Source organism: Desulfosarcina variabilis str. Montpellier (genome assembly GCF_048565275.1).
Classification (GTDB): domain Bacteria; phylum Desulfobacterota; class Desulfobacteria; order Desulfobacterales; family Desulfosarcinaceae; genus Desulfosarcina; species Desulfosarcina variabilis.
This window is the reverse complement of sequence record NZ_CP159846.1, coordinates 5,061,736-5,079,483: the sequence shown is the minus strand read 5'-3', so window position 1 is coordinate 5,079,483 and position 17,748 is coordinate 5,061,736. Positions and strand designations below refer to the sequence as shown.

19 protein-coding genes and 1 tRNA gene are annotated in these 17,748 nt (G+C 49.8%); 6 read left to right on the top strand and 14 right to left on the bottom strand.

Translation table 11 applies throughout. The features are described from left to right. Nucleotides 1–11 precede the first annotated feature (11 nt). Genes Dvar_RS22880 through Dvar_RS22865 form a run of 4 tightly spaced genes read right to left on the bottom strand, consistent with a single transcriptional unit; the run spans nt 12 to nt 3,766 of the window. The gene (locus Dvar_RS22880) at nt 12–1,919 is read right to left on the bottom strand and encodes a M48 family metalloprotease (RefSeq protein ID WP_419655441.1); all 1,908 of its coding nucleotides are present in this window, start codon (nt 1,917–1,919) and stop codon (nt 12–14) included. Beyond that, nucleotides 1,891–2,472, bottom strand: coding sequence for an epoxyqueuosine reductase QueH (locus Dvar_RS22875; RefSeq protein WP_419655440.1), 582 nt, complete (start codon nt 2,470–2,472; stop codon nt 1,891–1,893). The genes Dvar_RS22880 and Dvar_RS22875 overlap by 29 nt, the downstream gene beginning before the upstream one ends. Further along, nucleotides 2,469–3,152 (bottom strand): YggS family pyridoxal phosphate-dependent enzyme, encoded by a 684-nt coding sequence (locus Dvar_RS22870; RefSeq protein ID WP_419655439.1) that lies wholly within the window; start codon nt 3,150–3,152, stop codon nt 2,469–2,471. The genes Dvar_RS22875 and Dvar_RS22870 overlap by 4 nt, the downstream gene beginning before the upstream one ends. Then, nucleotides 3,149–3,766 (bottom strand): Maf family protein, encoded by a 618-nt coding sequence (locus tag Dvar_RS22865; protein ID WP_419655438.1) that lies wholly within the window; start codon nt 3,764–3,766, stop codon nt 3,149–3,151. The genes Dvar_RS22870 and Dvar_RS22865 overlap by 4 nt, the downstream gene beginning before the upstream one ends. 197 nt (nt 3,767–3,963) lie before the next feature. Between Dvar_RS22865 and Dvar_RS22860 the strand changes: the two genes are divergently transcribed. Continuing rightward, nucleotides 3,964–4,662, top strand: coding sequence for a potassium transporter (locus tag Dvar_RS22860; protein WP_419655437.1), 699 nt, complete (start codon nt 3,964–3,966; stop codon nt 4,660–4,662). Nucleotides 4,663–4,794: 132 nt separating this feature from the next. Next, a tRNA-Leu gene (locus Dvar_RS22855) sits at nt 4,795–4,882 on the top strand. 170 nt (nt 4,883–5,052) lie between these two features. On the opposite strand, the gene Dvar_RS22850 is transcribed toward Dvar_RS22855, so the two are convergent. The 10 genes from Dvar_RS22850 to Dvar_RS22805 all read right to left on the bottom strand — a co-directional run bounded on the left by Dvar_RS22850 (nt 5,053) and on the right by Dvar_RS22805 (nt 15,003). Continuing rightward, nucleotides 5,053–5,691, bottom strand: coding sequence for a hypothetical protein (locus Dvar_RS22850; protein WP_419655436.1), 639 nt, complete (start codon nt 5,689–5,691; stop codon nt 5,053–5,055). Nucleotides 5,692–5,700: 9 nt separating this feature from the next. After that, a complete protein-coding gene (locus tag Dvar_RS22845; protein WP_419655435.1) occupies nt 5,701–7,452 on the bottom strand; it encodes a phage portal protein in 1,752 nt (583 codons plus the stop codon). A gap of 144 nt (nt 7,453–7,596) precedes the next feature. After that, entirely contained in the window at nt 7,597–9,315 is a 1,719-nt protein-coding gene (locus Dvar_RS22840; protein ID WP_419655434.1) for a phage major capsid protein, read from the bottom strand. Nucleotides 9,316–9,460: 145 nt separating this feature from the next. Continuing rightward, the gene (locus Dvar_RS22835; protein ID WP_419655433.1) at nt 9,461–11,074 is read right to left on the bottom strand and encodes a terminase large subunit; all 1,614 of its coding nucleotides are present in this window, start codon (nt 11,072–11,074) and stop codon (nt 9,461–9,463) included. A 48-nt stretch (nt 11,075–11,122) separates the two neighbouring features. Next, the gene (locus tag Dvar_RS22830; RefSeq protein ID WP_419655432.1) at nt 11,123–11,506 is read right to left on the bottom strand and encodes an HNH endonuclease; all 384 of its coding nucleotides are present in this window, start codon (nt 11,504–11,506) and stop codon (nt 11,123–11,125) included. A 188-nt stretch (nt 11,507–11,694) separates the two neighbouring features. Then, on the bottom strand, nt 11,695–12,423 hold the full coding sequence (locus tag Dvar_RS22825) for a hypothetical protein (RefSeq protein WP_419655431.1): 729 nt from the start codon (nt 12,421–12,423) through the stop codon (nt 11,695–11,697). 92 nt (nt 12,424–12,515) lie between these two features. After that, on the bottom strand, nt 12,516–12,644 hold the full coding sequence (locus Dvar_RS22820; protein WP_419655430.1) for a hypothetical protein: 129 nt from the start codon (nt 12,642–12,644) through the stop codon (nt 12,516–12,518). Nucleotides 12,645–12,665: 21 nt separating this feature from the next. Continuing rightward, complete coding sequence (locus Dvar_RS22815; protein ID WP_419655429.1) at nt 12,666–12,935, bottom strand: hypothetical protein; 270 nt, start codon at nt 12,933–12,935, stop codon at nt 12,666–12,668. A 71-nt stretch (nt 12,936–13,006) separates the two neighbouring features. Then, nucleotides 13,007–13,765, bottom strand: coding sequence for a hypothetical protein (locus Dvar_RS22810; RefSeq protein WP_419655428.1), 759 nt, complete (start codon nt 13,763–13,765; stop codon nt 13,007–13,009). Nucleotides 13,766–13,773: 8 nt separating this feature from the next. Beyond that, complete coding sequence (locus Dvar_RS22805; protein WP_419655427.1) at nt 13,774–15,003, bottom strand: tyrosine-type recombinase/integrase; 1,230 nt, start codon at nt 15,001–15,003, stop codon at nt 13,774–13,776. A 412-nt stretch (nt 15,004–15,415) separates the two neighbouring features. Here Dvar_RS22805 and Dvar_RS22800 point away from each other — a divergent pair, with 412 nt between their 5' ends. From Dvar_RS22800 to Dvar_RS22785, 4 genes are all read left to right on the top strand, one after another. Beyond that, nucleotides 15,416–16,021, top strand: a complete 606-nt coding sequence (locus Dvar_RS22800; protein ID WP_419655426.1) for an RNA polymerase sigma factor — start codon at nt 15,416–15,418, stop codon at nt 16,019–16,021. Beyond that, entirely contained in the window at nt 16,018–16,524 is a 507-nt protein-coding gene (locus tag Dvar_RS22795) for a zf-HC2 domain-containing protein (protein WP_419655425.1), read from the top strand. Before Dvar_RS22800 ends, Dvar_RS22795 begins: the two co-directional genes overlap by 4 nt. Continuing rightward, nucleotides 16,511–16,972, top strand: a complete 462-nt coding sequence (locus Dvar_RS22790; RefSeq protein ID WP_419655424.1) for a hypothetical protein — start codon at nt 16,511–16,513, stop codon at nt 16,970–16,972. Before Dvar_RS22795 ends, Dvar_RS22790 begins: the two co-directional genes overlap by 14 nt. 289 nt (nt 16,973–17,261) lie before the next feature. Next, nucleotides 17,262–17,450 carry a hypothetical protein gene (locus tag Dvar_RS22785; RefSeq protein WP_419655423.1) on the top strand — a complete coding sequence of 63 codons (189 nt, stop codon included), beginning with the start codon at nt 17,262–17,264 and terminating at the stop codon, nt 17,448–17,450. Nucleotides 17,451–17,748 lie beyond the last annotated feature (298 nt).

Here is a 17,748-nt window from a genome sequence, read left to right as displayed (position 1 = left end):
ATCCACACCCATTAATGATCAGTCGTACGCTCTCGGGCAGCTTGGAATTTTTCGAGCTGCCCTTCGTAATAGGCGCGATTGGTTTTGGCTAGATCCAAGGCTGTCGTGGCAGCTTGAATGGCCTCTGGGATGTGTCCATTGATAAACAGGGCTTCGGCCAGGGTATCCAGAACATGGGGCGACTTTTCAAGCGCTGCAGCCTGTTTGGCCAATACCAAGGCCTGTTTTGGATCACGATAGGCGGGATCTTCGCAGGTGGCCAGCAGCCAGGCGAAATTATTGAGCACAAGGGCATTGTCAGGATCGATTGCCAATGCATTTTGGTAGGCTGCCCGCGCCTGATCAAAGCGCCGATGACCAAAATACAAATCTCCCAGCATCCCATAAAGACCGGCACTGGCCTGCCCACCGTAATTGATCTCATTTAGTATCGCGGTTTCTAATGCCTTTTCGTTCAACTGCCGACCGGCTTGTCCAAAATTGAGCTGATATCCGAAAAATCCCACCCCCACCATCACCATGGCATAGATAATAATACTGATCTGTACTTTGCGATCATGACGCCGAATACAGGAACGGTCCAACTCACAGCGGTTGAGAAAATCAACCCGTTGCCGGATACTAAAGTGGTGCCAGTTGGGCTTGTCTGCCGAATGACCGGAGGCGATGACAATTTTTCTAAAGGTTGAAATCAGCGGCGCGGCACTGTCAAAAAGGGAGTAGACAAACGCATCGGCCTGCCGCTCGAAATTGCGCATGAAATATCCAAAGATAAAACGAAAATAAATCAGAAAAATAAGAATGATGGCCAGGCTATGCAGGCCGGTAACCGCTGTTTGCAAACGGATGCCGGTAGAGAAAATAAGGTGATAAACGGATTCGGATAGTATAATCAGATAGATGGTGAGATTGTAGGTAAAAAAAGCAATGGCTGTAAATCCGATCAGAAAAAAAAGATAAAAAAGCAGGTGGTGTTTTTTGATGTGGCCGACTTCATGGGCGATGACGGCATCTATCTCTTCGGGGGTTAAAATGCGTAACAGCGCATCGGTAACCAAGATATAGCGAAAACGACTGATCAGTCCCATCACACCGGCGGTGATCATGCGGCCGCCAAAAATGGGCCAGTAGAGAATGTCCGCGTAGCCAAGATTGGCGCGACGGCACAAGGACTCGATACGCCCACGGTAAAAACCGGCCTCCAGGGGACGGCAGCGCCAGAATTTCTGGATGATCAACGGTCCAATCAGGGCCACCACAAAGAGAAAAAAGAGAAAATAGGCGGTTTCCCCTTCTGGTGAAAGAAGGATACGGCGAGGCCGGTCAAACGGCAACGCCAGGATCAGATCAGCGATACCGGAGAGCAGCAACCAGGGCAGCAGCACGGGGACACTGAAGGCAATGTTGGACCCAACGTATGCGTTGCGGGTAATGTCGGTCCGATAGATATGCTGATAGGCACCATGGGCATTGAACCAGACCAGGGATAGATAGGCGACGAAAAGTGCCAAAAACACCAGCGCCTCAAGGGTGGGAATCGTTTCGAACAGTACCACATGCATCCAAAAAGAAGGAATGTTCAGCCCGTAGATATCCACGGCGAACAGAGCAACCGCCATGATGGACTGGCGGGTCAATGCCGAAGAAAACTGTTGATCCAGGACGTGGTGCGGCGCTTTGTCGCTCATCCGTTTGATACGATAAAATGTATACCTGGAATAATAAAAGAACAGCAGGATCAGTGCAAAAAATAAAAGCGCCGTGTCCATTGCGGAAAAATTGGTCTGTTCGGACGGCTGATAGGTTGAATAAATCAGCAGGGCAACGATAAAATAGATAAAGTTAGCGAACATGGCGATCGGTGCGTTGGGCGGATGGATAATATTGGGTTTATTGGGCGTTGTTGGGCGCCTGATCATTCGGTACACGCGCTATTTTTTGCGGCGGCCGATAATATCGATCTTTTTCACTGTAAATACACCCGCAGTATTGTTGGCGATACATGCCTAACCGACGGGATTCATCAATCCCCGCTTTCCAGCCATCTCGAAAATCCTGGTAGAAAAAGGGAACGCCGATGGATTTTCCAACGGCTTCACCAATGCAGCGAATCTGGTCATGCTTTTGAAAGCGGCTGTACAACAAGGTGCTTGTGAAGGCATCGAATTTACCCTTTTTCGCATAATTGGCTGTGGTGCTCAAGCGGTCGTGGTAGCAATATGTGCAGCGATCCGCTTCACGAAAGGCCACATTACGCAAAAAGGCCTCGATTTCATAACCGTTCTGGTAGATCATTTTCAGATCAATGGTGGCGGCATAATCCTTAAGGGTTTCTTCGCGTTGCATGCATTCCGTATAGGGATGGATGTTGTAACGATAAAAAAAACCCATGACCGTATGGTGATCATCGCGAAGGACCTGGAGCGGATAGATACTGCAGGGGGCACAGCAGATGTGCAGCAATATTTTCATTGGCGTGGTCCAAAAATAGCAGTGCCGATACGCACCAGGGTGGCGCCTTCTTCGATGGCCACTTCAAAGTCACCGGTCATACCCATAGACAGTTCTTCCATGGCCACACCGGGAAGATGTTGGCCAGCGATGCGTTGGCCAAGGGCGGCAAGTCGACGGAAATAGGGACGTGCCAATTCCGGTTCGTCGTAATAGGGCGGCATGGTCATCAACCCGCGCACCCGAACATGCTCGAGCCGGCCGGCCGCTTCGATCAGATGCATGGCATCATCTTCCGTTGTCCCCGATTTGCTCTCCTCACCACTGATGTTGACCTGGATGAGAATGTCCTGGCACTTCCCGTTTTTTTGTGCGGCTTTATCCAACGCGATGGCCAGTTTGAGGCTGTCGACCGAATGAATCAGATCGAACATGCGAACCGCGTATTTGGCCTTGTTGGATTGCAGGTGACCGATAAAGTGCCACTTGACCGGCCGATCTACCAGGGCATTGAATTTATCCCTTGCCTCCTGAATGTAGTTTTCTCCCAAAATGGTGGCGCCGGCATCAATGGCCTTGGCGACCCGCTGTGCATCGACGGTTTTGCTCACGGTGACAAGACGAACACTTTTGGGGTCCCGTCCGCAACCTGTGGCGGCATCGGCAATCCGCCTGTTGATATCTTCCAGAATCTTTTTCACACCTTGGCTCCCGTAACGGTTTCCCGATTCAAACTGACGACGCCGAGCTTGATTAGGGCTTCGATAACTTCACAGACAGGCAATCCCACAACGTTGGTATATGAGCCATTGATCCGTCTGACCAAAAACGTTCCCATTCCCTGGATGGCGTACGCACCGGCTTTGTCAAATGGCTCACCGGTTTGGATATACCAGTCGATCTCGGCATCGGAAAGCGCTTTGAACTGAACACTGGTTTGAATGGCATCACAAACCAAGATCTTTTTTTCTTTGCAGGCAATGGCAAATCCTGTAAAAACAGCGTGTGACTGGCCACTGAGTTGAATCAACATGGCCTTGGCTTCAGCGGGGCTCGACGGTTTTCCTAAAATTGCCTGCCCAATGGTGACAATGGTGTCGGCACCGATCACCCAACTGTCTGGATACCGGTCAGCCACGTCCATGGTCTTGGCCCTGGCAAGCGTTTTGACATAATCCGCCGGGTCTGTTAATTCAGTGGCATTCTCATCAACGGTGCTGGGAATGACCGAGAACGTTAGCCCAGCCTGTTCAAGGAGGTAGCGTCTGCGGGGGGACTGGGAGGCCAGAATCAGTTGGCGGCGAGTTGAAACCATTGTTATATCCTTATCCTTATTCGGCCGCTATAGCATTGAAGATAATGTTTTTGGGCTGCGTTATCGGTCGTCGCAGTATGACAATACGGCTTCCTCCCTCTGGCCTTGCCAAAAACATTATCTTAAACACTATGTATCATAGGACATGGGCCAACACCCACAACAATCTTATATATTGCGTTGTTTTATCAAATGCCATGCACAATAACAAGGCTCAAGGAGAAAAACCTCAACATATTAGCCGTTTCTGGATAATCGGAGCGGGACGCTTCGGACAAATCGCCATTTCCCGCATCACCCGGCGTTTCCCCAAAGCGGTTCTCACGGTAGTGGACAGCCGGCCAGAAAACGACACCGTCGCCTCAGCGGCGTCGATCACAACCGTTTGCGCGGATGGTATTTCCTGGCTGGCGCAGCATTTGGTAAAGGATGCGCCGGTGGACATGGTAATTCCGGCGATCCCTATCCATGTTGTTTTTGAGTGGCTTTCAATTCACTTGATCAAAAGAGGCTTTAGGCTTAAAAAAATTCCGATCCATGACGACTGGTTGGCCAAATTGCCCCACGCCATGGCGGGAGAATGCGGCAAAGCGTTTGTCAGCCATGCTGATTTTCTCTGCCCGGATAATTGCCCGGAACCCAAGGACCGATGCTCCCATACGGGAAAGCCCAGACCCGTTGATATGTTTCGTCTTTTGGCTGAACTTGAACTCGATGATATCCTGCCCATTGTCCTGCGCAGTCATCAGCTGCTGCCCGGTGTGGGCGGTATCTATCCCGCGGATTTGTGGCAGGCGTTGGATGTAGCCAACAACAACCGTCATCGACCATTGATGATTGCCACTGCATGCCGCTGCCATGGCGTGGTGGATGTGGTGCGGCTCCAGGGCCGATGACCCGTCGTAAAAAAACCGTTTGATTGAAACCAGCTGACCGATTTTCTTGACATTTTGCCAGATACCCGTTAATAGCTGGCACACAACCTTTTATGTGTATTCCATTACACGTGGCGTTAAAAGTTATGGTTTGCCTGGGTGGCGGAATAGGTAGACGCAAGGGACTTAAAATCCCTCGAGGTTTAACCTCGTGCCGGTTCGATTCCGGCCCTAGGCACCACCAACAAAGGGTTTACAGATTTAATTATCTGCAAACCCTTTTTATTTTGGTTTCTATGATATGTCGTTCCTGTAAAGCTATGATTGATGGGGGATTATGGTGGTGTGAGATTTTATGTAAAAATTTAGCTCCGTATTTGTACAAGGTCTGTACAAGGATTTAAAAAGACACTATGCCGTTTCACCATCAAAATATTTTTGGCGGTATTGATCGTAAAGCCGTTTGATTTTTACCTTCAATGTTCCAAGGGCTGGTGTGCCAGGCATTCTGGATATTTCACGAACAGAAAATCCAAAGACCTTGGCCAGAAGGAAATATTTTTCGTCATCGGTGAAACTGTACTTGGATTTTTGAACGTTGGTCAATCCATAGTCACGACCGTCCAGGGCCTCGACCACGGCTAAAACCCGTTTTCGTGATTCGGCATAAATGGCGCTGCAATAGTTGGTTGAGATGCCTAATTCCTCGGCCAATTCTTTGTTTGGCTTACCCCGGAAAAATCGTTCATAAAAAATCTTAGTACGCAATTGTTTTGGTGTGATCGGCACCTCATCCTCGGGGATCAACCGACGTTCCTGGTCGGGCTCCACGGCCATGTACTTTGAATTTTCGAGTTGTTCATCCTCAGGCATGAAATCGGATAGGCGGGTTTCGTTCCACATGGAATAGACCACGGTCGTGTTTTCGCCTCGCTTATCTTCCATAAGCAAAGCCATTTCAGACCGAAGGGCCTGCTCGACAAAAAAACATGGTTTTTTGCAATGATGGCGGTTCAGGCATTTTTCACAGATGGCCGTTTCTTGTTCCATGGGAGGCCCCTATTGTTTGATATGGGTTACGGTACAATCACACCCCCGATGGTACGGTGGCGTGATCTTCGGGCGCCGCACCGCCATTTTCTTGCCGTTGCTGCCGGTCCACTCGCCGGCGTCCAGCATGGTCCCACCCCTGCCGATGATTTTACCATCCAGCTGTTTGCACCATGGACAGGATTTCCCACGGGCCACGGACCGAATCAGGTACCCGGCACCGAAGGCCACCTCAGCGAAAATTAGATTCGATGTCTTGGCGGTCTGATCGTCGGCGATTTTTCCGGCCCGGTGATCGTCTGCGGTCCATTCATCAACTCGGGTTTCAACGTCTTCGGTGGTTCCATCTTCAAGAAGGCTCGATATCTGCCCCGTACTGGATGAAATATGACCTTGGGAATAGTGGGATATGTGTTCGGCGATAAATGCCGATAAATCGGCTCTCACGGCCTCCACTTCGATTTCGGCCGCTGCCTGTGTGTCCAGGGCAAAGGACCGAAGGACCGGCCCCATGGCTTCGTCGATGATTGCCGGCATCTCGTTTTGATAGAAATTTTCCAGCCATTCGGCCAGGTCCCCCCGGGTGATGGCCTGCCGGATCTCGGAGGCCTCCTGGTTTACGATCTCGGCAGCCGCTGCCCTGATCCGCGGGTGATATTCGGCGCTGATTTGGTCCCTGCGGTCGATGCCACGGGTCCGTTCACTGGAGTTTTTTTTTAAGTCGGCTTCGATCTCGTCGCCGCCGTCAATGGGATTCATGTTTTCCGCTGCCCGTATCTCGTTGGTGGTCAGGAATCCGGCCCTCTTGCCAATCTCATAGGCCTCATATCGGGTTTTGGTGTCGGCCCGAAGGAAGCCTTCGGTCTTGTGCTCGATTAAAAAGGACTTCTTTTCGGATGCCGTCAGAAGGCTCTTGGCCATTACCTGTTCAATGCGGGTTAACCACGGCTGCAGGGTGTGCACGAGAAAGGACCGATTTTGCTCGGTGACGTTGCTGTATGTGGATCTTTCGTAATCCATGACCAGATTCAGGGGTACCCGGAAAATACGGGCAATCTCCACCACGGAAAATTTCAAGGATTCGATCATCTGCGAATCTTGCGGACTGATCCCGATGGATTGCCATTTTAGATCGTTGTCAAGGATAGCCACCCGATGATGGTTGTTTCTCCCCCGATGGCCTGCATTCCATGCTTTTCGCAGATTCTCGGACGCCTCCGGCCCCATGCGGGCAGGTGTGGTCAGAATCCCACCGGGAGATGCATCGTTTTTAAAATAATTGGCGCTGTAATCGGACGCTGCTTTGGAATTACCGAAGGTATCTTTGAAAATGGCAATCGGCGACAAGCCCATGATGCCATCGGAGGAAAGGCCTTTCACATGAAGGATATCGTCGGCCTGGTATCTAATCTCACGGTTGCCCTGGTACACATAGACCAGATCCCGGCCCTTGACATCGATGTGCACTTTGTCAGGGTGCAATGGCCACAATGCGGTCACCTCGCCGGCATCGCGCTCTATCAGAAAATAGGCGTTCCCCCGGAGGCACAGGTGACCGACCATGAGTTCACGCAATTCAAAACTTGTCATCAGCGGGTTGGGTTGATCGTGCAACAGGCCGTAAAGCGAAAAGCCACGGGCTCGGTCTTTCCCTTCGTCGGTGCGCTCGTAGGTGATAAGGGGTAACGATGCAATGGACTCGGCCAGCACCCGGACACAGGCATAGACCGCCGGAATGCCGATGATATCTTTTTCCCTCATCCGTTGCCCTGATGATGATGGCTGGTCATTAAACTTATCCAGGTTATCCCACGAACGACGGCGCTTTAGAAAATTAAAAATACTCATTTGAGAACTTCTCCAGTGAGTAAAAGAGGGCCGGAAACGGCCCCCTCATCCATGGGATTACGCACGCTCAGCGAGACCGACCACCCAACTTAAAGTATCACCGTTGCGGGGGGTGATATAGGTATTCCAAGTGCCTTGACCGTCAAATCGGACAATGGCCCGGTATGACATTTGATCGCTTGTCCATTGCGGGATGTTGGATCGTTCCATGCGGATATCTTTTCGTAGGCCAATGGCATACTGACTCAGATCGGCAAGCACGATGTCGTTTGCATCGCCCAGGATAGGCATGGAAGGACTGAAAAGGACCGGGCGGCCCAGAATATGGAACTTTCCGTTGGATTCGTTTAAAAGCTTGATGTGGGAGCCACCGGTTCCTACGGGGATCACCATGGCCGCAAGTTGTGGGATCGACGTCGAATTGCAGAGCCATACCGCCCGTTGCGGATTGTAATGTCGAGAATACATTTTGGTAACATTTTCATAAACGATGGAATCGTCGGCTTGATCAGTTTCCTTTGCCACAGAAACAAGGGCCGAATCTTCAAGGATGCCTAGTGGTTGGTTAGCGCCTGCCCCACGGAGGAAATAATGATCCATGCCCAAACTGATGGATTTCCTGATGGCCGTTTCGATTTGGGCGCCGACACCCATGCCGTCATCAAGCAACTCGTTGCTGGCATCGCAGAAAATCGCACCTTTCCAGGCATGCAAGGTCACCTTCCGCATTTTCCCGCGCTGATTCGTGCCTTCCTCGGTTTCCCCGAGAAATTCCATCCCGAATCCACCAAAGTAAGTACCGGTACTCATATCGGCCGCGTCCCAACCGGGCACACTTCGGCTTTTGCTGGTCATCGGCCAGACGGTGGCCCTCGGTCTCACGATTTCATCGGGCAAGCTGGTATCAAGCCACTTGGCCGCCAGCGGATCGGGGACGGCATACCCGCCAGCAGAGAGGGTGCCACTGACCATCGATGCACGGAATCGGTCGATTCCATCGGTGTCGGTCTCATAATCGCCAAACATGCCCCGGTAGGACCGATCAATAGCCGGTACACCTTCAAAGCGAATCTCGCGCGCCTTTCTGTCATGGATTTCGGGGGTGAAATTGTTGCCCCGAGTCTTCAGGTCTTCATTGGCATCACGTAACCGGTCGGCAATGGCCAGGCGCTGGTCAAGGTCGTCCATTTCTCGTTCGATTTCCTCGAACTTCTCAGGGGTCAAGTTCTCATCTTTTTGCAGGTTGGCCAACTTCTCAACACAGCGTTTCTTAGCCTTCAGCAGATCGTTGTAATCCATGGATTTAGGTCCTTTCGTCTCAATTTCTGAATTTTTTAAACTTCTCATTATAATGGCGTTGGGGTCTGCTCCGGCCGCAACTAGGGACACTTCGAACGGCGTCCATTTGGTTACCCGATAACCACCCGTTATGCGCCGGCGCTGGGTGATCGTATAACCAATACTCAAATTGTTAAAAATCTTGTCCTCGATGTTCCCCAGGATTTCTGGGTGATGCTTGCTGATGCGTATATCTCCAATCAGCTGGCCATCCTCGATACGGATGTTTTCGACCACCCCAACAGGTAAAGACCGGTCGTTGTGGGAAATGATGAGGGGCAAGGGTTGGCGGGAAAGATCGATGGAGCCGGGGTCATGGCTTAATATCTCTTTGCCGTCGTGGCGTTTGACAGGATATTCAGTTGATAGAATCGCTCGGAATGTTCGGCTGCTGGCTGGTTTCGCTTCAAACTTCTGAAATCGATAGTGTTTTTTCATAACACCTCAAAAAAGAAAGCGCCGGCAGGGATGCGGCCCCGCACAGCGCTCTTTGTGTCCATGCTCGGCCGGCCGACCTTGCATGGATAAGATTTTAATTATTCTTACATCTATCGCCTTTTTAATAATGAGTCAATAAAATAATTCAAGTCCATAGTATTGTTGGGCTTATTTCCTCTACGGCGTTCCTGATCGCCGAATCCAGCGCCATGACCAGCGCCACGGCCAGGTCAATCTTTTCCGGCGCCTTCTTTTTCGAAAATTTGATGTTGCCGGCAGCATCGGTCTCGGCAATGACGTTGCCCACGCACCATCCGAGGACCGGGTTCTCAGGAAAACCGATGGCACGCTCAAGAATCAGCTTTTCCAGTTCCTTGCATGGTGGGCTCATCGATGCGAAGCCTTGCCCGAATTGCAGAACGGTCATGCCGGCGTCTTCGAGGTCCTGGATAACTCGAGATGCCCCCCATCTATCGAAGGCCACGGCCCGGAGGTCATATTTCTGGGCAAGCTCATCGATGCGGTCAAGGATTGGCCTGTATTCGATCACACTGCCCGTTATCGGCTCGATGTGGCCTTGTTTCTGCCATACATCATATGGCACCCGGTCGGCCTTGGATCGTTCCCGGATGGCATCAGACGGCACCCAGGCAAAGGGCAAAATCCAGTATGGTTCATTTTCTTCAATCGGAGGGAAACAAAGCACAAAGGCGGTCAGGTCCTGCGTGCTGGACAAATCCAGACCACCATAGCAGGGCCTGCCGGATAGGTCGGGAATTTCACGAACGCACCCATCATAGTCGGTTGAATTGATAAACCGGGCTTCGGCATCCACCCGTTGATTCAGATACAGGTTGCGGAAAACGTTTTCTTTCGTCGGTATCCGTTTGGCCTGTTCCGCAAACTGTTTCATTTCCGGGAATGATCGGAAATCACCCAAAGCAGGGTTACAGGCCTTCCAGACCTTTTCATCCCAGGGATCGGCATCATCGGGCGCCGCGTAGATCGTCGCGTGGAAGGCTGGATCTGGTGGCAGGGTGCCGTCATTGATTGAAACGCCGTAGTCCACCAACTCGGACATGATATGATGTGGATTCGGGCTTTGCGTGCTGATAACTATCATCAGCGGTTCGGCCCTGGCGCCGGTGCCGGTGACGAGATTGTCGTACAATTCACGGTCACGGGCTTGCGCCAATTCGTCATAGATCATAAAACTCGGTGACAGACCATGGGCCTTGCGTGCATCGGCGCTCATGGCCCGGTAAACGGTACCGGTCTCGTAATCCGTTATTTGCTTGTGAAAACTTTGGATATGACACCGTTCCTCAAATTCAGGAATAGCAAAGATAATGGCCTCCATTTCCCGAAATATGATTGCGGCCTGTTCCCGGTCGGCTGCCGCTGAAAACACCTGCCCGCGTTGCTCGGATTCTGGGCCCAGAAGGTGGCAAAGGGCAAGACCAGCGGCCAGGGCTGACTTGCCATTTTTGCGGGGTATGGTGATTAGGGCCGTTCGCACCACCCTCTTTTTACGGACGGTGCGGTATATGGCCCGGATTATTTTTTTCTGCCATGGGCGAAGCTTAAATGGTCGGCCGGCATGAACGCCGGAGGTGATTGGTAAGGATTCGATAAAGGCAATGACTTTTGCTGCCCTGGTCTTTGCCCTGTCCCATGGGAATCCATCGGGATAATGGGGTCCAGCTTTCTGGCTATCTGCAAATTTCTTGGCTGCGCTCTTGGGTCCGCGTTTTCCCATTAGAAATTAACTCTCGATCTGACTGCCCGGACGGTGTGAACCGTCAGGTTAGCGATGATTTTTTGCATAAGAATAGACCTGTGGCCCCTTCTCGCTTCGTTCTTGGCCCGTTTTCCGGTTGTGGCACCGATGGCATAGGCTTTGTGTGTTCGATGGGTCGTAGGGGGCGCCACCGTCCTTGATGGGGACAATATGGTCAACCACGGCCATGGGTACAGTCTTGCCCTTGGCCATGCAGGACTCGCACAATGGATGGTTGGTCCGATACCATCGGCGATACCGTTGCCAGCGTGCTGAACTGTAAAACGGATCGGTGGTCTTCTTGGTTGCCGGTGTCGATGCTGGCTGGTGAGCCAGGCAGTATGCGCTGCCCGGCTCGGCCAGGTTGGGACATGGGAATGCTGCACAGCACTTGCGGGGTTTATTTGCCATTGAGTCCCTCATTCATTGATTGAGTGATTCATCGTTCGCTTTCCAAAAAGCGAACCCTATTAAAGCCCTATTAAAAACCTATTTAATACCTATTACCCGGTCGTTATTTCCTATTTTTTGGTCGTTTTTTCCTATTGACCGGTCGTTATTTCCACCCATTACCGGTCCTTTTTGCTTTTGACCGGTCGTTATTTCCGTTCATGGCGATATGATGTCATCACTTTTTTGTTGAGAAAGTCGCGCTTGAAATAAATCGTTTTGCCTTCTTCATTGCATGGGAAAAGGCAAACGGCCCACTTCTGGTATTCAAGCCGCTTCACAAGATTTTTGTCGATGAGGTCCTTGATGGCACTATTGAAAGACCGATATGAGATGCCGGATTTTTCAACAAGGACGCTACGGTCAGCTTCGCAAAAGTCGTATTTCCGGTCCGTAAACAAACCCTCGTCGTTATAGTCGAGATCTTCGAGATCGGCGTATTCTTCAAAATCGAAATACCCGTAACAACGCATTACTGGGTATAGCGCCCTTGCTGCAGGATTCAGCTCCCGCCACATGCCAGATTCAAGGAGGTATCTATGGAACGGGAATGCGTTCCTGTTGTTCTCTTGCGGCAGGGATACGGGGTAACGCTTCCCACGCTTCCCCCGGACGGTGACGTAATACTCACAAGAAAAACCGGGAAAACCATCAAGGTCACGGGTCCCCAGACGTACGTGTTTGTCGCTGACGCCGGATAGTATGGCAATGGTTCGCTCGCTTGGAAATGCGATGCCTTTTTCATTAACATGGCAGCAAATAACCGGGTAAACAGCTTGTGCTCTCTTCGGCAGCATCGCCCAATTCATGTTTTCGATGTATTCCTTTTTGAACCAGAATCTGGCCTTGAAGTCTGAATCTTCTGTAAATTGATACATTCCTAATCCCCTTAAAAATTGGCCGGTGATAATGGGGGATGTCATCACCATCTTGTCACTGGTTTCCCAGGCCAGCGCCGGCCATAATCAGTTCAAACCGCAGTTTCAACGCACAAAGACTCAAGAAACGTCTGGGCATCGTCAACGGCATAAAGGGCTTTGCCGGCGATCTTGTAGAAACGGCAGCCCTTGCCGTAGCCATTGCTTTTCCGCTTCGCCATCGGTGCCGCTCCACATTTCCGCTATCGATCTTGATGTTGGTGAACACGTCGCGGCTTAATATGCGTTGCCCGCTTCTCCAGCCACTTGATAAGGGCAGGGACTGAATAAACACGTTTGCGCCCGATGCGGAAACTTTCCGGTCCTTCACCGATGCTATCCAAATTGGCCAGGTATCCAGGGGATAGGAGACCGCCGGTAAAGTCGCCAACCTTTTCCCGTGGGACAATTCCGGACGGCCACTTTTCAGCCAAGGCGCTCAGGTCAATTTGATTGGGTTTGGGATGTTCCATAAAAAAACCTCACATGATTTGAGTTAATGTCATGTGAGGTTTATAGCAGGTGAGATATGGTGACTTAGTGACTAAGTGACCATCTTTTTAGCTTGTGGAACAATTTTTCGAAATGTTTCAAACGTTCGATCTTGAATGGTTGTCACTCCGTTTTTATCAGTTCTTCGCTCAATGATGGTATTTTCGTTGTGATCAAAATCGAATTCGATTTCAAGGTTTGTTTCTGGGTAATAAGCCAGATACAGATCCTCACCGGTTCTTTGGTGTCTTACGCTTTTTTGCTTAAAGTGCCGCCAAAGCTGTCTTGCTGTCATATTTCCTTTTTTATTTAATATCCCACTGATCACCACTTTTATAGCATCGTTTCTTCGAATTTTTTTTGGGCTTCTAAGCTTGATGGCGATGCGGTTTTTTATCGCCTCACCCATCAGTTTATATGATTCAAGGTTGAATAAGTTAATCATCAACCGCATGGTATTTATAACAACATCATCTACATCTCCGGTACTATCTTCCTTTGACATGATGCTGAGATATGTAATCGCATTTTCAATTCGGTCTTCATTATCCCATTGGTGAGGGTATGGATCGTGTAATCTAACGTCGTGTTCGAATTGTTCTAATAGATATTGAACCACAGTCATGCCCCTGAGCTGTCCCGGCGCCAGTCTGTGCATTTCTTTGAGTGATTCTAAGCCGTCTTCAAAATATTCAGGATCATCCAAATACCCGAATGCTAATGTCTGTGGCAATTCGTCCATGACCTCAAGCTGTATCTGATTTCGATTTTCATTTGCTTTAAGCTCTTTTAGGCGTTCCTGTTTGTTCATTTTTCCACCTATTTGGTTTTTACCAATGGAATGATCTTTGCCGATGCCTCTTTCCTATCCATGGATCTATGCAGACCAGCTAGAGCGCTTGTCTTTGCGTTTTCATTGGCGTGGACATACCGCATCGCCATTTGAACCGTACGCCACCCCATGATGTCCATCAGGTCTCGTGGATTCAATTTTTTAGCCAGTTCGGTGGCCACGGTGTGCCGGATGCTGTGAAAACTTACCCGGTCTCGTTTGGATCGGCCGTTGTTCAATTCTAAATTGTCAACGGCGGTTCGAAAAGAGTAGGGTGCCTCACGGTGGGGGGTGCCATCCTGTTTTTTAAAGACCGGTTCATCCAGATCACCCTCGGGCAATTCGTTCAAGAGGTCGATGATGGCCGGCGTCAAAGGAATTTGGCGGTTGTCCCTGTTTTTCGTTTCTGGAAATACCAACACCATCCGGTTGCGGTCGATATCGCGCCATTTCAGATTGAATGCTTCTGATGCCCTGCAACCGGTCAAAAATGCAAAACGGGTGATCTCCCATGCGCGTGTATCCAGTTTTTTGACCTCGGTGAGAATCGCGTCGGCTTCGTCGTGGCTGATAACTCGAAGGCGCCGGTTGCTGCTACCCGGACCGGTAGCGCCTATACGTTTGCCGGTCGGTGGGGGGTTGTCCACAAGTGCCCGGTGATAAGCATGTTTCAACACCCGGCGTAGGGTACCGGTAATGTACTCGATTGACCGTTTTGACAATTTGGCTTTGTTGAGTGTTTCAACCAACAGATCCCATTGAAGGATTCCGATTTTTCGAAGGGGTACTTTACCCATGGTGGGGGATAGATACAGGCGAAAATGGCTTTCTTCTTTATCGTACGAGTTCGATTTTTTGGTTATTTTGGCGTATCCGTAATAGGTCGGCCAATAGTCGTCCAGGCTCAGGGCTTCGGCTTCCTCGCGTTTCTTGGCATTCTCGCGCTCGTTTTCCCATGCCTTGCGAAGCTCGGCCAGTGTACAAGGGCCTGATCCATTTTTCTGGTTGTGTTTGACCTCGGCCAGCAGGTCAAAGCATTTCGTCGGGGTCCACTTTTCCGATGCCCAGCCGACCGCCTCGGATATTGTCTTGCCCTGCCACCAATAGGCAATCACATAATACCTATCCGGCACGGCACCATGCTTTCGGGTTTTATGTTCACGGTAACGCACTCCACCCTTGCCATCAGCATTTTTTAGTGATATCCATTTCGCCATCGATGCCCCTTTTCGATGCCTGTTAAAAAATCCCTCGGGCCTTTTTTGTACAAGCCCTGTACAAGGATTCGGTGTTACATAGGATGTTTTTCAGTGAACTTATGTGAAGTTGTTATAGCCTGTAACATGCTGTTTAGTCAACATGATATTTATTGTTGCTGAACTAATATGAACATAAATGAAGTGATGTTAAAATGGCCGTTTTCGGACTTAAAATCCCTCGAGGTTTAACCTCGTGCCGGTTCGATTCCGGCCCTAGGCACCACATAAAATAAGGCACTTACAAAAAGATCGTAAGTGCCTTATCAATTCTCTTGGATTCTTTTAAGGTCTGTAGCTAAACCTTTCCAATCGGTTTTTGGGTAATTGAGTGATGTTTTAACCTATAAAAATGAAGGTTTTGTGGTAACCGGTGTCTAAAGCCATACAAAATCGAATCGTCCACGATGAGGAGCTGATCGTTCGTCTGCAACGCGGCGATGAGTGGGCATTTCAATTGTTGGTGCGGCGGTTTCGGGCCAAGATATTTTCCGTTGCTTTCGGGATCACCCTGGACGCCCAAGAAAGTCGGCGTATCGTTCAGGACGTTTTCTTTCAAGTGTATCGCAGTATCCTTGATTTTCGGGGGGGGGCATCCCTTTCAACCTGGTTGCAACGAATTACGGTTGAGTGTTGCCTCAATTTGAAAAGGCGGTGGTTCCGCCGCTTTCATTGGTTGAAAAGAGTTGGCGTCCATCGCCAGAAAAAAGGCACAAATGCGCCGGAAAGCGACTTGTCTTCGAACGACAACCATGCGGCCAACGAACAAACACGCCTGCTGATCGACCAGACCTTGAAAAAACTATCCGATCCGGTCCGAACCGTATTTGTGTTGCGGGAAATCGAGGATCTTTCCTACGAGGAGATTGCTTACGTCACCGGGATTAAAGTGGGAACGGTAAGGTCGCGATTATTTCATGCCAGGCAGCAATTGAGGTCGATGTTAGAACCGACGGAGAGGGAGGCATCAGAAAAATGAGCGATCCTTTCTCAAAAAGCTGCGATGATGTCCGGCTGAATCTCTATCTGGACGGCGAGCTTGGGGAGAATGAAAGTGAGTGGATGAATGCTCACTTAAAAGATTGTACCGTATGTCGAAAGAAGGCCGCCACAACCGTTGCCTTTACCCGTGCATTTCGGCGGCGGGTCCAAGACGCCGCTGATTCAATCGATTTTGTGGCCTTGGAGAAGGAGGTCATCAAGAAAACGCTTCCCCGGTATGTTCCGCCCAATGCGTTTATGGGCTTTTGGGAAGCGATGAAATATATCATCCCGGCCACTTTACTTGCCGGTTTTTTGCTTTTTTACATCTACACCCACTACATCGACAATCCTGCACCGGTTCCCAGTGCGATTATTGAATCCTTTTCAGGATCGGTCTCATCGGTAATGATTTTCGAGACCCCTGGCACACGAGAAACCATTTTCTGGTTCACTGAAAAAATGGACACGGACATGGAAAGTGAGCATGATGCGCTTTAAAACGTTCTGCTGGCGGGTTTTAACGGCAATCCTGATTGTTGTTTGGCATGGGGGCCTGGCGTCGGCGCTGGCTGCGGACAGCTGCCGGATCACCGTGGTCTCCGTTCTTGCGGCACGCGATGACACCACCATTGACCCAAAACTGGAACCTGAAATCGTCGATTTGCGATCCATCTTCAACTATACCTCATACCGTCAACTTGGCGGAGAGTCGCTTACGCTGGAAACGGACCAGTCCGGATCGGTTTCACTGCCTGGCGAGCATGAGTTGAACATTACCCTCAAGGACATCCACGGTGACCGTGCAAGGATGGACATGCGCATATCTAAGAAGAATCAAATCATTTTGCAAACCACCCTCCAACTCCTCAACCGGGGCAGTCTTTTTATTGGTGGCCCTGAATACCTCAACGGCAACCTCATCTTCAAAATATCCAGTGCTTTTTAAACAGCCTCTATGCATTGGTGATTCATTGGATTATCAGGGGGTTTGAGAACTATTTTTCCCACTGCGGTGGAAAAAAGTTCTCAATTTGGCACTAAAAAATGAATCACATTTAAAAATTATGCTTTTAAAATCAAATGAAAACGACTAAACTACGATCATGGCATATCCCATGCTTCCATATGAGATGAAATGATGAACATGATAATGAAGATGAGCATTCACATTCACTGCTTTTTCTTCGAACCCAATGCGAAACAGAAGATCCATTGAGTATGGAGGAAATTATTTAATGAGTCCGTTTAGCATCAAACAAAAAAATGAAACAATCGAAGTGGTGGCTAAAATTACAGACAGCATGGTTCAGGAATTTGGCTGTCGTGTCAAATACAACAAAAACTCAGGTCAAATAGAGCTTATCGGTGGCGATCATTGCAGGGATGTCGTCACGGAAGTGCTCACGGATATCATGGCGGATTAACTACCCAATCAGTCATTATCAATGCGATAGCAGAATCCGCTTTTTTGAACATAAAGGGCTTATTGGGGGAATGACCAGGCTCATTCCCTTGGCTTTGCCGTGGACTTTTCCCATCGGCAAGCGGTTCGATGATATTGAATCGGTATTTTTTCCCCTTGACCGTACAAAGATTCACAGCAAAGGGGAAGATGTGCGCACGTTTTCACTTCGCTTTCCATCCGAGCCTCTATTTCTTTCGCCAAATCCAAATTGACAAACGCATAAGTCCTGCTATTTTGATTTCAACTGTGATTCGTCA